Source organism: Klebsiella sp. JB_Kp004 (genome assembly GCF_040065795.1).
Lineage (GTDB): Bacteria > Pseudomonadota > Gammaproteobacteria > Enterobacterales > Enterobacteriaceae > Klebsiella > Klebsiella quasipneumoniae.
On the sequence record NZ_JBEAKW010000004.1, the window covers coordinates 1 to 14,508 of the forward strand.

Sequence of the window (14,508 nt, forward strand, 5' to 3'; positions counted from 1 at the left end):
GGCAACGGCCCGAAGGGCGAGGCGCGTTAGCGCCGAGTCATCCTTCCCCCACCACCATCTTCTTAAAAAACTTCCAATTCGACTACTCGACGATCTTTTATATTCTGCCCTACGGGGAAGGATGAGAAGCTTCAACTAAGGTTCGACTCGAGCGTAGCGAGAGAACGTTGCCGCAGGCAACGGCCCGAAGGGCGAGGCGCGTTAGCGCCGAGTCATCCTTCCCCCACCACTATCTCTTCATGTATTACCCAACTTACTTCACTTGCGATACTCTATATTCTGCCCCACGGGGAAGGATGAGAAGCTTCAACTCAGGTTCGACTCGAGCGTAGCGAGAGAACGCTGCCTGTGCCGACCGGCAGCCCGGACTGGTGCGCCGCGCCGCCTCCGGGAAACTCACAGCGGGGGCAGTCGTCTCTTCACCGGCGAACTTTTCACCACCGAGGTATTGCACTGAGCAAATTCGGCCAGGCCGTCAAGCAGCGTATCCAGTTGGGCAATATCACGCACCACCAGTCGCATCACGAAACAATCCTCTCCGGTCACTTTGTCACTTTCGATGCACTCCGGCATCGCCTGGATATATTTATCCACCTTCTGCAGCAGACCAGGCAGCGGCCGGACCCGCACCAGCGCCTGCAGGCTGTAGCCCAGCGCGGCAAGATTCACCCGCGCCCCATAGCCCTGGATCACCCCCCGCTCCTCCAGGCGCTTCACCCGCTCGGCGGTGCTCGGCGAGGTCAGCCCCACCCGCGCGCTCAATACCTTCAACGAGACTCTGGCGTCCTGAGTCAGGCAAGCGAGGATCGCCCGGTCAATTTCATCAAGTAAGTCATTCATGGTTTTCACCTAATTATGAAAGGAATTTCCCCCTGCTTACCTTAATTCAGCCATGTCAGGCTGTCAGGATTTTTCGCACAATAATGGAAAACTACTGGAGGTGAAATATGCAACTTACCCGCGGCGTCTGGCAAATGAGCCTGGCGATGATAATTTCTGGCTCGATCGGCGCGTTCGTGCTGCTCTCTGGTTTGCCGGTAATTGATGTGGTGTTCTGGCGCTGCCTGATTGGCGCGCTCACCCTGCTGCTGTTTATCGTTCTCAGCCGCCAACCCTTCAGTCGTCTCACGCGCTTCACCCTCGCCCTCGCGGTGCTTGGCGGCATTGCGCTGGTCATCAACTGGCTACTGCTTTTTGCCGCCTACTCGCGTATTTCAATTGGCATGGCCACGGTGGTCTACAACACCCAGCCGTTTATGCTGGTACTGATGGGCATGGTGCTGGGGGAGCGAGTCAGCGCCGTAAAATGGGGATGGTTACTGCTGGCCTTCGGCGGCGTGGTGATCCTGCTGTCAAGCGAGCTTGCCCCGGCGCACGGCGATAGTCTCGCGACTGGCGTTTTGCTGGCATTAGCCGCAGCATTTTTCTATGCTCTGACCGCCATTATCGCCCGCAAACTGCATCCGCTCCCTGCTCAGCATATCGCCTTTATTCAGGTGCTGGTCGGCGTCGTGATGCTGCTGCCGCTGGTGCAAATGCCCGAGTTTTCTGCCAGCTTTCCCTGGCGCTATCTGCTGATCCTCGGCGTCGTCCATACCGGGATCATGTATCAGCTTTTATATAGCGCGATACAGAAGCTGCCAACGCCCATTACCGGTTCACTCTCCTTTATTTATCCACTGGTGGCGATGGGGGTCGACTATCTGGTCTTCCACCATGCGTTAACCCCTGTGCAGTGGTGCGGCGGGATGCTGATTCTGTTTGCCGCCGCGGGGAATAACCTCGGCTGGGGCGAAAAAAAACCCCGCCAGAGCGGGGTCAGTCAGCAGTCGCGGGCCAGTTAGCGACGGGCGCGAACAATCTGGTATTTGCGCGTCAGGTACTCTACCGGCGCGCTCCAGATATGAACCAGACGGGAGAACGGGAACAGCAGGAACAGGGTCATACCCAGCACCAGGTGGACGCGGAAGATAAACGCCACGCCATCCAGGTGCTGCGACGCACCGCCGTGGAAGGTGACCACCGACTGCGCCCAGCCGACCAGCTTCATCATTTCGCTGCCGTCCATATGCTGGGCTGAGAACGGGATCGTCAGCAGGCCCAACGCACACTGCACCATCAGCAGGGAGAGGATCAGAATATCCGCGCCGGTGGTGGTGGCGCGAACGCGCGGGCTGAGCAGACGACGCTTGAGCAGCAGTAAACCGCCCACCAGGGTCATCACACCGCAGGCGCCGCCGGCGATCATCGCCATCTTCTGCTTGACGTCGATCGGCAGGAAAGATTCATACATCCAGTGCGGCGTCAGCATGCCGAGGAAGTGGCCGGCGAAAATACCGAGGATGCCGATATGAAACAGGTTCGACGCCAGATTCATCCCTTTACGGTCCAGCATCTGGCTGGAGGCCGCGCGCCAGGTGTACTGACCGTAGTCATAGCGCAGCCAGCTGCCGATCAGAAACACCGAGCCCGCAATGTACGGATAAATGTCAAAGAAGAACATATTCAGGAAGTGCATTATTGCTGTCCTCCGTTAGAGATATTCAGATATTGCGGGGCCACGGCTCCGGCAAAACGACGCTGGTGAGCGGAAATCTCCGACTCGCCGCAGCCCTGGTCGGCAAAGAATTTAACCTGTTCTTCTTCCCAGACTGCGTCCAGCGCCTGCGGCGTATCGTCGCGGGCTTCGTCGGCAATCTTCTCCGCCACTTTCTGGCTGTCGACCTGAGTGTTGGCCAGCTTCAGCAGCAGCTCGAACAGCACCGCATAGCGGCTCTCGCGCTGCTGCAGGCGCGCGCTGAGCAGGCCGAGGATCGGCGCGACGTCCCGCAGGCCGCCAAGCGCTTCCTCTTCCGGCAGCTGCGCCAGATACTCCAGATACAGCGGCAGATGATCCGGCAGCTCATGGCTATCGAGCAGCAGACCGTGGCGCTCATACTGCGCCATCAGGTCAACCATCGCCTGCCCGCGATCGCGGGATTCGCCGTGCACGTGTTCAAACAGCAGCAGCGAGGTGGCCCGGCCGCGGTCAAACAGTTCGCTGTAGGCCGCCTGGGCATCCAGCGGATCCTGAGCCAGCAGATCGCGCAGAAAAACGCCCAGCGCGTGAGCATCTTCTTTGCTGAGTTTCTCCGATGACGCGAGCGCCTCGAACATCTCCTGCTGATGCTGCCATAAGGCAGCGTCAGGGTATTCGAGCAAACGCGACACAATCACAAGTTCAATCATGCGTGCGGCTCCGTTTTGCTGGTCACGTCGATGGCGTCGATACGACGGCTGTTGAACAGGTTGAACTGGCTGTCAGAGCCGTGGCAGCCGTCACCAAAGCTAAAGCCGCAGCCATTTTTCTCCGGAAACGCTTCCCGCGCCTGTTCACGATGGCTGCTCGGCACCACGAAACGATCTTCGTAGTTGGCGATCGCCAGGTAGCGGTACATCTCCTGAGCCTGCGCTTCGCTTAAGCCCACCTCTTCCAGCGCGCGGGTATCGACAACGCCGTCAACGGTTTCCGCCCGCTTATAGTGACGCATCGCCAGCATCCGCTTCAGGGCCAACAGGACCGGTTGGGTATCGCCGGCGGTCAGCAGGTTCGCCAGATACTGCACCGGAATACGCAGGCTTTCCACGTCCGGCAGGATCCCGTTGCTGCCCAGTTCGCCGGCATCGGCGGCGGACTGAATCGGCGACAGCGGCGGCACGTACCAGACCATCGGCAGGGTGCGATATTCCGGGTGCAGCGGCAGGGCCAGCTTCCAGTCCATCGCCATTTTCCAGACCGGCGACTGCTGCGCGGCTTCAATCACGCCCTGCGGTACGCCATCTTTCAGCGCCTGCTCAATCACTTTCGGGTCGTTCGGATCGAGGAACACGTCCAGTTGACGCTGATAGAGATCTTTCTCGTTCTCGGTGCTGGCGGCATTTTCGATCGCGTCCGCGTCATACAGCAGGACGCCGAGGTAGCGGATTCGGCCCACGCAGGTTTCGGAGCATACCGTCGGCATTCCGGATTCAATACGCGGGTAGCAGAAGATGCACTTCTCAGATTTCCCGCTCTTCCAGTTGAAGTAGATCTTCTTGTACGGACAGCCGGTGATGCACATCCGCCAGCCGCGGCACTTGTCCTGGTCGATCAGCACGATGCCGTCTTCTTCACGCTTATAGATGGCGCCGCTCGGGCAGGTTGCGACGCAAGCCGGATTCAGGCAGTGCTCGCACAGGCGCGGCAGATACATCATGAAGGTGTTTTCGAACTGGCCGTACATCGCCTTCTGCATGTTGTCGAAGTTCTGGTCTTTGGCGCGCTTTTCAAACTCGCCGCCGAGGATCTCTTCCCAGTTCGGACCGCTGGTGATCTTGTCCATCCGCTGGCCGGTGATCAGCGAGCGCGGACGGGCGATCGGCTGGTGTTTACTCTCCGGGGCGTTATGCAGGTTCTGGTAGTCGTAATCGAACGGCTCGTAGTAATCATCGATGCCCGGCAGATGCGGGTTCGCGAAGATTTTACCTAACAGCATCGCGCGGTTGCCCATGCGCGGCTGCAGCTTGCCGTTGATTTTGCGGATCCAGCCGCCCTTCCATTTCTCCTGGTTTTCCCAGTCGTTCGGAAAACCGACGCCAGGCTTACTCTCCACGTTATTGAACCAGGCGTACTCCATCCCTTCCCGGCTGGTCCAGACGTTTTTACAGGTTACCGAGCAGGTGTGGCAGCCGATGCATTTATCGAGATTCAGCACCATGCCGACTTGTGAACGAATTTTCATTTTACGCTCTCCTGTCCCTGGTCATTGCCTTCGCCGTCTAACCAGTTAATGTTCTTCATCTTACGTACCACCACAAATTCATCGCGGTTGGAGCCGACGGTGCCGTAGTAGTTAAAGCCATAGGCCAGATGGCCATAGCCGCCGATCATATGGGTCGGTTTCGGCGTAATACGGGTAACCGAGTTATGGATCCCGCCGCGCTGGCCGGTGACTTCAGAGCCAGGCAGGTTCACGATGCGTTCCTGCGCGTGGTACATCATGGTCATCCCGGCCGGCACGCGCTGGCTCACCACCGCGCGCGCCGTCAGGGCGCCGTTGGCGTTGAACACTTCGATCCAGTCGTTATCTTCGATACCCAGATCTTTCGCATCCGCCTCGCTCATCCAGACGATCGGACCGCCGCGTGACAGGGTCAGCATCAGCAGGTTATCGCTGTAGGTCGAGTGGATACCCCATTTCTGGTGCGGCGTCAGGAAGTTCAGCGCCTTCTCCGGGTTGCCGTTGGACTTCTCGCCCATCACCGCTTTCACCGAGCGGGTGTCAATCGGCGGACGATAAACCAGCAGGCTCTCGCCAAAGTCGCGCATCCACTGGTGATCCTGATACAGCGACTGACGACCGGACAGGGTACGCCATGGGATCAGCTCGTGAACGTTGGTGTATCCGGCGTTATAGGAGACGTGTTCGTCTTCCAGCCCGGACCAGGTCGGGCTGGAGATGATTTTCCGCGGCTGCGCCTGAATATCGCGGAAACGGATCTTCTCGTCTTCTTTGTTCAGCGCCAGGTGCGCGTGTTCGCGGCCGGTGATTTCGCTCAGCGCTTTCCACGCCTTCACCGCCACCTGACCGTTCGTTTCCGGCGCCAGGGTGAGGATCATCTCCGCGGCGTCGATGGCCGTTTCCAGCTTCGGCTGACCTTTCGCCGGGCCTTCGGCCTTGGTGTAGTTGAGCTTACGCAGCAGGTCCATTTCGCTCTGGGTATTCCAGGCGATGCCTTTCCCGCCGTTGCCGATGGTTTCCAGCAGCGGGCCAATGGAGGTGAAGCGCTCATAAGTCGCCGGATAATCACGCTCGACCGGAATAATATGCGGGGCGGTTTTCCCCGGAATCAGGTCACATTCGCCCTTCTTCCAGTCTTTGACGTCCAGCGGCTGCGCCATTTCCGCGGCGGAATCATGCTGGATCGGCAGCGTAACGACGTCGGTTTCTTTACCGAGGTGGCCCACGCACACTTCAGAGAATTTCTTCGCGATACCTTTGTAGATATCCCAGTCGCTCTTCGATTCCCAGGCCGGGTCAACGGCCGCCGACAGCGGATGAATAAACGGATGCATATCCGAGGTATTCATGTCGTCTTTTTCGTACCAGGTGGCGGTCGGCAGCACGATATCGGAGTAGAGACAGGTGCTCGACAGACGGAAGTCGAGGGTCACCACCAGGTCCAGTTTGCCGTCGAGGCCGTTATCGCGCCATTCGACTTCTTCCGGCTTCACGCCGCCCTGCTTGCCAAGGTCTTTACCCTGAATGCCGTTCTCCGTACCCAGCAGGTACTTGAGCATGTACTCATGACCTTTACCGGAGGAGCCCAGCAGGTTGGAACGCCAGATAAACAGGTTACGCGGATGGTTTTTTCCGTTTTCCGGCTGCTCTGCCGCAAAGCGAATCGATCCCTCCTTCAGAGATTTGACGGTGTAATCCACCGGCGTCATGCCCGCTTTTTTCGCCTCATCGGCGATGCGCAGCGGGTTTACGCCCAGCTGCGGCGCCGACGGCAGCCAGCCCATCCGCTCGGCGCGGACGTTGAAGTCGATCAGATGGCCGCTGTAGCGGGATTTATCCGCCATCGGCGAGAGCAGCTCCTGCGCGGTCACGCTTTCATAGCGCCACTGGCTGGAGTGGTTATAGAAGTACGAGGTGCTGTTCATATGACGTGCCGGACGTTGCCAGTCAAGGGCGAACGCCAGCGGCTGCCAGCCGGTCTGCGGACGCAGTTTTTCCTGGCCCACATAGTGCGCCCAACCGCCGCCGCTCTGGCCGACGCAACCGCAGAAGATCAGCATGTTGATCAGACCGCGGTAGTTCATGTCGAGGTGGAACCAGTGGTTGAGACCCGCCCCGACGATAATCATCGACCGACCATGGGTTTTATCGGCGTTATCGGCAAACTCGCGGGCGGTACGGATAATATGCGCGCGGGAGACGCCGGTAATTTTCTCCGCCCAGGCCGGGGTGTAGGCTTTCACTTCATCATAACTGGCGGCGCAGTTGTCATCGTTCAGACCGCGCTCCAGGCCATAGTTGGCCATGGTCAGGTCGTACACGGTGGTCACCAGGGCGGTGGAGCCGTCAGCCAGCTGCAGGCGTTTAACCGGCAGTTTGTGCAGCAGAATGTTTTCCAGCGCGACTTTGTTGAAGTGTTCAGAACCTTCGCCGCCGAAGTACGGGAAGCCGACGTCCGCGACCTCGTCATGGCTGCCCAGCAGGCTCAGACGCAGCTCAATCTCTTCGCCGGTTTTACCGTCGCGCTGTTCGAGGTTCCATTTGCCTTTGTCGCCCCAGCGGAATCCGAGGGAACCGTTCGGCACGGTCAGATCGCCCTTCTCATCAAAGGCGACGGTTTTCCATTCCGGATTCTTCTCCTGACCAAGGGAATCCACGAGGTCGGACGCGCGCAGCGTGCGGCCGGCGGCGTAATAGCCGTCGCGCTCCTCAAGCATCACCAGCATCGGCATGTCGGTGTAGCGACGCACGTAATCGGTGAAGTACTGGCTCGGTTTATCAAGATGGAACTCACGCAGCATCACGTGGCCCATCGCCAGCGCCATCGCGGCATCGGTACCCTGCTTCGGCGCCAGCCACAGATCGCAGAGCTTGGCGATTTCGGCGTAGTCCGGGGTGATGGCGACAGTTTTGGTCCCTTTATAGCGAACTTCGGTAAAGAAGTGCGCATCCGGGGTACGGGTCTGCGGCACGTTGGAGCCCCAGGCGATGATATAGCTGGAGTTGTACCAGTCGGCGGATTCCGGCACGTCGGTCTGCTCGCCCCAGGTCATCGGCGAGGCCGGCGGCAGGTCGCAGTACCAGTCGTAGAAGCTCAGGCAGGTACCGCCGATCAGCGACAGGTAACGAGCGCCGGAGGCGTAGGAGACCATCGACATCGCCGGGATCGGCGAGAAGCCGGCCACGCGATCCGGACCGTAAGTTTTCACGGTATAGACGTTGGAGGCGGCAATCAGCTCATTCACTTCCTGCCAGGAGGAGCGGACAAACCCGCCGCGACCGCGAGCCTGCTTGAAGCTTTTCGCTTTGTCGGCGTCTTCGATAATCGAGGCCCATGCCTCAACCGGATCGCTGTGCTGGACCTTCGCTTCCCGCCACATCTTCATCAGGCGTTTGCGCATCAGCGGGTATTTCAGGCGGTTCGCGCTGTACAGATACCAGGAGTAGCTGGCGCCGCGCGGGCAGCCGCGTGGTTCGTGGTTTGGCAGGTCCGGACGGGTGCGCGGATAGTCCGTTTGCTGGGTCTCCCAGGTCACCAGTCCGTTTTTGACATAAATCTTCCAGCTGCATGAACCGGTGCAGTTGACACCGTGAGTGGAACGCACAATTTTGTCATGCTGCCAACGTTGACGGTATCCATCCTCCCAGTCCCGGTTGGTGTTTAGAAGCTGGCCGTGCCCATCGGCAAAGGTTTCACCCTTCTGTTTGAAGTAGCGAAACCGGTCCAGGAATTTACTCATCGGGTTTCTCCTGATATGGAGCCTGACGGCTCTCTGATAAATCGACATTGCTGGATTTGCAGCGAAGGTAACGCTATGAAAGCGGACGGGAATTGATAGCGATCAATACGGACTGGCTTGTTATCGCGGCGGAAATTGGCATTTACCACCAAGGTGGTAGGAAGTTAAATTTTTTAACTTATTGTTTTTTAATGGTTTTTATCGAAAAATGGGTCACCAGGCGCGGAATTGTTCACCAGGGAGGTATTAAGGGGTAGAGCAGTGACGCTGGCAAGCCGTCCCTTCCCGGCTCAGTGGCCAATACGTATCCAATCACCCATTAGTATGTTGTAACTAAATAGGCCGGTAAAAAAAGGCGCCTCCTCCGGGAGTACGCCTTTACGAAGCAACATCGACGATAGCGAATTACTGACGCTTACGGCCGTATACCGCCCAGGTGATGATCACGCAGGCGATATAGAAGATCAGGAAGACTTTCATCGCGCCGGCCGGCGAGCCGGTCAGATCCAGCGAGATACCGAACGCCTTCGGAATAAAGAAGCCGCCGATGGCGCCAATAGCGGAGATAAAGCCCAGCGCCGCCGCGGTATCGGTCGCCGCCTCGCGCATCGCCTGGGCTTCGCTGCCGCCCTGGGCCTTCACCCGGTCCATGGTCAGCTTACGGAAGATCACGGAGATCATCTGGAAGGTGGAAGCGCTCCCCAGCCCGGCGGTCAGGAACAGCACCATAAACACCGCGAAGAAGGCGATGAAGTTACCGCCCTGGCCGTTGGTCGGCAGGGTCAGGAACAGCAGCGCACAGAAGACAGCCATCACCACAAAGTTGACCAGCGTCACGCGGGTACCGCCGAGACGGTCGGAGATCGCCCCGCCCATCGAACGCGCCAGCGCGCCAATAAACGGACCGAAGAAGGCGTAGTGCAGGATCTGCACGTCCGGGAACTGGGTCTTTGACAGCATGGCGAAACCGGCGGAGAAACCGATAAAGGAGCCGAAGGTCGCCAGATAGAGCAGCGCCATGATCCACAGGTGCAGGCGTTTGAGCACCGGCAGCTGTTCGCTCAGCGAGGCTTTAGAAGCGGACAGGTCGTTCATAAAGAACCACGCCGCCAGGGTGAAAATAATCAGGAAAGGTACCCAGATCCACGCGGCGTTTTCCAGATACAGCATTGAGCCGTCCGGCTGCTCGCTGCCGGTCCCGCCAAAAATGGCAAACACCGAGACCGACACCACCAGCGGCGCGACCAGCTGCATCACGCTGACGCCCATATTACCAAGGCCGCCGTTGACGCCCAGCGCCCCGCCCTGCTTCGCTTTCGGGAAGAAGAAGCTGATATTGGCCATACTGGAGGCGAAGTTGGCCCCGGCGAAGCCGCACAGCAGAGAGATGATCACGAAGACGCTAAACGGCGTGGAGGTATCCTGGACCGCAAAGCCCAGCCACACGCACGGCACAATCATGATCCCGGTACTGAACGCCGTCCAGCGGCGGCCGCCGAACAGCGGTACCATGAAAGCGTAAGGCACGCGCAACAAAGCGCCTGACAGCGCCGGCAGCGCGGTCAGCATAAACAGCTGATCGGTCGTAAACTGAAAGCCCACTTTGTTGAGGTTAACGGCAACGGCGCTGAACAACATCCACACGCAGAACGCCAGTAACAGACAGGGAACGGAGATCCATAAATTGCGGCTCGCCACATGGTGGCCGCGCTGTTGCCAGAATTCAGGATCTTCAGGCCGCCAGTCGGTAATGACCGAGCGGTTAGCCTTCTCCGGGAGGGAAGATTGACTCATAGATACCTCTGATTATTCATTTTTCCTGCCGCTACCTTAGGGGTTGCCCCGGGCGGTAAGTTGATATAAATCAAAGGAAAAGCGCGCGCTAATTTGTGCGAAAATAAACCATGCTCCGAAGTGAGTAGAGAATGGTGGGAAAAAAAGTGTGGTTTTTCACACGGCTGCCGGGATGCGTCTAACCCCTCTCCCAACGGCGCCTACCACCGACAATTAAGGAGTAACTCTTTGTGGGTATGGGTATACTCCAGGGGATAGCCGAGAATAAGCGCCACTCCCGGGGACACGACCGGTCAGGAGCCACGCATTCCATGTTAAAACGTCTTTTTACCCCGCTGACGCTGGTCAATCAACTGGCGTTGATCGTCCTGCTTGCCACCCTTACTGGCGTCGCCGGTATGGCGATCTCCGCGCGCCTGGTCAACGGCGTGCAGGGCAGCGCGCACGCCATTAACAAAGCCGGGTCATTACGCATGCAGAGCTACCGGCTGCTGGCGGCGATCCCGCTGAATGAACACGACCAAAAGCTGGTCGATGATATGACCGCCACCGTCTTCAGTCCGGAGCTGCAAAACTCCGCCCGCCGCGACGGGCAGGAGCGCCAGCTGCAGGCCCTGCAGCAGTACTGGCAGCTGGCGCTGGCTCCCGGCATGCAGCGCGCGGTCAACCAGGCGGAGGTCGCCCAGGATGTCGCCGACTTTGTCGATCGTATCGACCAGCTGGTCACCGCATTCGACCATACCACCGAGCAGCGTATCGAACGGGTGGTCTGGATCCATCGCCTCCTCGCCATCGGCATGGCGCTGCTGCTGATCTTCACCATCATCTGGCTACGCGCCCGCCTGCTGCGGCCATGGAAACAGCTGCTGAGCATGGCGCGAGCGGTGAGCCAGCGTGATTTCACCCAGCGGGCGCACATCAGCGGACGCAACGAAATGGCGACCCTCGGCATGGCGCTAAATAACATGTCGGAAGAGCTGGCGGAAAGCTACGCCGTGCTCGAGCGCCGGGTGCAGGAGAAGACCGCCGGGCTGGAACAGAAGAACGAGATCCTCGCTTTCTTATGGCAGGCCAACCGCCGGCTGCACGCCAACGCCCCGCTCTGTGAACGCATTTCGCCGGTGCTGAACGGCCTGCAGGGTCTGACGCTGCTGCGCGATATCGAGGTGCGGGTCTACGATCTGGAAGATGAAGACAACCATCAGGAGTTTACCTGCCACTCGGATAATGAGTGTGACGACATGGGCTGCTACCTCTGCCCACGCAACCTGCCGCCGCTGCCGGATGGCGGAACGACGCTGAAGTGGCGGCTGTCGGATGCGCATAATCAGTACGGCATCCTGCTGGCGACGCTGCCGGTTGGCCGTCATCTCAGCCACGATCAGCAGCAGCTGGTGGATACTGTGGTTGAACAACTGACCAGCACCCTGGCGCTGGACCGCCATCAGGAGAAACAGCAGCAGCTGATCGTTATGGAAGAGCGGGCCACTATCGCCCGCGAGCTGCATGATTCCATCGCCCAGTCGCTATCCTGTATGAAGATGCAGGTCAGCTGCCTGCAGATGCAGGGCGACGCCTTGCCGGCGGAGAGCCGTCAGCTGCTGGGGCAGATACGTAACGAGCTGAATACCTCCTGGGCCCAGCTGCGTGAGCTGTTGACCACCTTCCGCCTGCAACTGACCGAGCCGGGCCTGCGCCCGGCGCTGGAGGCCAGCTGTCAGGAGTACAGCGCCCACTTCGGCTTTACGGTGCAGCTTGATTATCAGCTCCCGCCGCGCTTTGTGCCGTCGCATCAGGCCATTCACCTGCTGCAGATCGCCCGCGAAGCGTTAAGCAATGCCCTGAAGCATGCCAGCGCGACCCAAGTCACCGTGACGGTGTCACAACGCGATAATCAGGTCCGTCTGGTGGTGGCGGATAACGGCCGCGGCGTGCCGGACCACGCCGAGCGGAGTAACCATTACGGTTTAATCATTATGCGGGATCGCGCGCAAAGCCTGCGCGGCGACTGTCAGGTTCGGCGCCGGGAAACCGGCGGGACCGAAGTGATCGTCACGTTTATCCCGGAAAAAACGTTTTCCATCCAATAAGGAGACCCCCATGAGTCAACAGGAACGGGCAACCATCCTTCTCATTGACGACCATCCGATGCTGCGCACCGGCGTGAAACAACTGATCAGCATGGCGCCGGACATCCAGGTGATTGGCGAAGCCAGCAATGGCGCGCAAGGTATCGAGCTGGCGGAGTCGCTGGATCCGGACCTGATCCTGCTGGACCTCAATATGCCGGGCATGAACGGTCTGGAGACGCTGGACAAACTGCGTGAGAAATCGCTGTCTGGCCGGGTGGTGGTCTTCAGCGTCTCTAACCATGAAGAGGACGTTGTTACCGCCCTCAAGCGCGGCGCCGATGGCTATCTGCTGAAAGACATGGAGCCGGAAGATCTGCTGAAAGCGCTGCAGCAGGCCGCCGCCGGCGAGATGGTATTAAGCGAAGCGTTAACCCCGGTGCTGGCCGCCAGCCTGCGCGCCAACCGCGCCACCTCCGATCGCGACATCAGCCAGCTGACCCCGCGCGAGCGCGACATCCTCAAGCTGATCGCCCAGGGGCTGCCGAACAAAATGATCGCCCGCCGGCTGGATATCACCGAAAGCACCGTCAAAGTGCACGTCAAGCACATGCTGAAGAAAATGAAGCTCAAATCTCGGGTGGAAGCCGCGGTATGGGTCCACCAGGAGCGAATTTTTTAAGGCGAGTCCGTCCACGAGACGCCAGGTGCGGTGAACTTGATCAGCGGCTCGGTCAGCGTCAGGACGATCTCATTGGAGGAGACGCGCTGCCCCTGTTTATCCTCTACCACCACCGACAGGCGCCAGCGGTTCGCGGCGCCCGGTTCACTGTTCCACACCGGCATAATCACGCTCCAGCCATCGGGGCTGCTGGCATCCACCGGCGGCGTCAGGCTGAGCGCCTGGGTGTCGCCCTGCCAGTGCAGCGACTTGATGCCGTGCAGACTATGGATCTGCAGCTTCAGCTGCACCGTCTCCCCGGACTGTAGATCCCAGGGCGGCGTGGCCAGGTAGACCGTCAGATTTTTGCGCTGCCGATACTCCACCACCGGCAGATTATCCCGCTCCGGGCTGTCGAAGCGGCTGCCGCGCAGCGAGTTACTGAACGCCACCTCGTCCGCCGCCAGCTGCTGCTTGAGCGGCACGCCAAAGCGGTAGTTGAGCTTCAGGCCAACGTTGTTCTGGCTGACGCCATTTTCCCCTTGCTTATGCTTGGCGGTCACGGTGACCAGCGGGACCGGGGTATAATTGAGCCCGACGGAGACGGCCACCGGGTTATGGTAGCCTGTGCCGGTGTGAAACAGATCGACGCTGTCGCCGAAGTACTGTTCGACGCTGACGCTGGTGTTGATGTGCTCATAAAACGGCAGCCGCGCCTGGGCGGTAACGTCATACCCCGCGGCCATCCGCTGCTCCTGAGTTTGATTCTCCCGCAGCTGCCAGTCGCCCAGCGGATGATAGTAGTTCGCCGACAGGCGGAGATATTCCCCCCACGCCTCGGCGCCGACGCTGCCGCGGGCCAGGCTTTCGCTCAGCACCTTGTCATAAAACGAGTTATAGCCCAGCAGCCAGCCGCCGACCCGCCAGCGCTGACCAAGCCCAATATTGCCCACCAGATCGTTCTCGCGCCGGGTTACCGAATACTGGTTCCACGTCAGGTAGCGATCGTTATCCTGCAATGGCACGAACCAGCTCCCTTTACTGCCGGTGAACTTCCCCTCTTTATCGACCAGCAGGTCGACATTGGCGTTGCCCCACGGCGAGAGCCAGCTCTCCAGCTGGTGGCTCACTTCATTGCCGAGTTTGTTGATGGCGAACATCTGCGCCTGCTCGCCCGCCGTCAGTCCGTTATCGCTCATGCTGGCCTCGCCGAACTTCTTCGCCACTTCGGCAAAGTGTCTGGCGTCGTCATCGACCTGCGGGGCGATCCCCAAATCGGGCAAGGGATCTTCTCCCTGGGGCGTAAGAGCGGTGTCGCTGGCGGTCAGCGCCCAGACGGGAGCGCCCGGCAGCAGCAGGAGAAAGATCAGGGATGGCAGCAAACGGTACGACACAGGCATCAACAGGATTTGCGCGGGCTCGCAGAAAAAATTGGAAGATAGTTTTAGTTTATCGTTTTTTCCCTTCTCCCGCAGCCCTGCGGA

10 protein-coding genes and 1 other RNA gene are annotated in these 14,508 nt (G+C 59.4%); 4 read left to right on the plus strand and 7 right to left on the minus strand.

Translation table 11 applies throughout. The features are described 5' to 3' along the window. Nucleotides 1–100: 100 nt before the first annotated feature. Nucleotides 101–232, plus strand: a non-coding RNA gene (locus ABLX76_RS04200) — RtT sRNA. Nucleotides 233–396: 164 nt separating this feature from the next. On the opposite strand, the gene ABLX76_RS04205 is transcribed toward ABLX76_RS04200, so the two are convergent. Continuing rightward, on the minus strand, nucleotides 397–840 hold the full coding sequence (locus ABLX76_RS04205) for an Lrp/AsnC family transcriptional regulator (protein ID WP_023290130.1): 444 nt from the start codon (nucleotides 838–840) through the stop codon (nucleotides 397–399). A gap of 107 nt (nucleotides 841–947) precedes the next feature. On the opposite strand from ABLX76_RS04205, the gene ABLX76_RS04210 reads away from it, so the two are divergent. Beyond that, nucleotides 948–1,844 (plus strand): DMT family transporter, encoded by an 897-nt coding sequence (locus ABLX76_RS04210; RefSeq protein WP_348874055.1) that lies wholly within the window; start codon nucleotides 948–950, stop codon nucleotides 1,842–1,844. On the opposite strand, the gene narI is transcribed toward ABLX76_RS04210, so the two are convergent. The 5 genes from narI to ABLX76_RS04235 all read right to left on the minus strand — a co-directional run bounded on the left by narI (nucleotide 1,841) and on the right by ABLX76_RS04235 (nucleotide 10,294). Next, a complete protein-coding gene (gene narI / locus ABLX76_RS04215; RefSeq protein WP_002910189.1) occupies nucleotides 1,841–2,518 on the minus strand; it encodes a respiratory nitrate reductase subunit gamma in 678 nt (225 codons plus the stop codon). The genes ABLX76_RS04210 and narI overlap by 4 nt on opposite strands. Beyond that, nucleotides 2,518–3,228: a nitrate reductase molybdenum cofactor assembly chaperone gene (gene narJ / locus ABLX76_RS04220; protein WP_023318561.1), complete on the minus strand. Its 711-nt coding sequence runs from the start codon at nucleotides 3,226–3,228 to the stop codon at nucleotides 2,518–2,520. The genes narI and narJ overlap by 1 nt, the downstream gene beginning before the upstream one ends. Next, nucleotides 3,225–4,760 (minus strand): nitrate reductase subunit beta, encoded by a 1,536-nt coding sequence (narH, locus tag ABLX76_RS04225; protein WP_023290133.1) that lies wholly within the window; start codon nucleotides 4,758–4,760, stop codon nucleotides 3,225–3,227. The genes narJ and narH overlap by 4 nt, the downstream gene beginning before the upstream one ends. After that, complete coding sequence (locus ABLX76_RS04230; protein ID WP_348874057.1) at nucleotides 4,757–8,500, minus strand: nitrate reductase subunit alpha; 3,744 nt, start codon at nucleotides 8,498–8,500, stop codon at nucleotides 4,757–4,759. Before ABLX76_RS04230 ends, narH begins: the two co-directional genes overlap by 4 nt. A gap of 405 nt (nucleotides 8,501–8,905) precedes the next feature. Next, the gene (locus ABLX76_RS04235) at nucleotides 8,906–10,294 is read right to left on the minus strand and encodes a NarK family nitrate/nitrite MFS transporter (protein ID WP_023290135.1); all 1,389 of its coding nucleotides are present in this window, start codon (nucleotides 10,292–10,294) and stop codon (nucleotides 8,906–8,908) included. A 311-nt stretch (nucleotides 10,295–10,605) separates the two neighbouring features. Between ABLX76_RS04235 and narX the strand changes: the two genes are divergently transcribed. After that, the gene (gene narX / locus ABLX76_RS04240) at nucleotides 10,606–12,384 is read left to right on the plus strand and encodes a nitrate/nitrite two-component system sensor histidine kinase NarX (RefSeq protein WP_032428899.1); all 1,779 of its coding nucleotides are present in this window, start codon (nucleotides 10,606–10,608) and stop codon (nucleotides 12,382–12,384) included. 10 nt (nucleotides 12,385–12,394) lie between these two features. Then, on the plus strand, nucleotides 12,395–13,045 hold the full coding sequence (gene narL, locus ABLX76_RS04245) for a two-component system response regulator NarL (RefSeq protein ID WP_002910198.1): 651 nt from the start codon (nucleotides 12,395–12,397) through the stop codon (nucleotides 13,043–13,045). On the opposite strand, the gene ABLX76_RS04250 is transcribed toward narL, so the two are convergent. Then, nucleotides 13,042–14,424 carry a YchO/YchP family invasin gene (locus ABLX76_RS04250; RefSeq protein WP_032453282.1) on the minus strand — a complete coding sequence of 461 codons (1,383 nt, stop codon included), beginning with the start codon at nucleotides 14,422–14,424 and terminating at the stop codon, nucleotides 13,042–13,044. The genes narL and ABLX76_RS04250 overlap by 4 nt on opposite strands. Nucleotides 14,425–14,508: the final 84 nt, after the last annotated feature.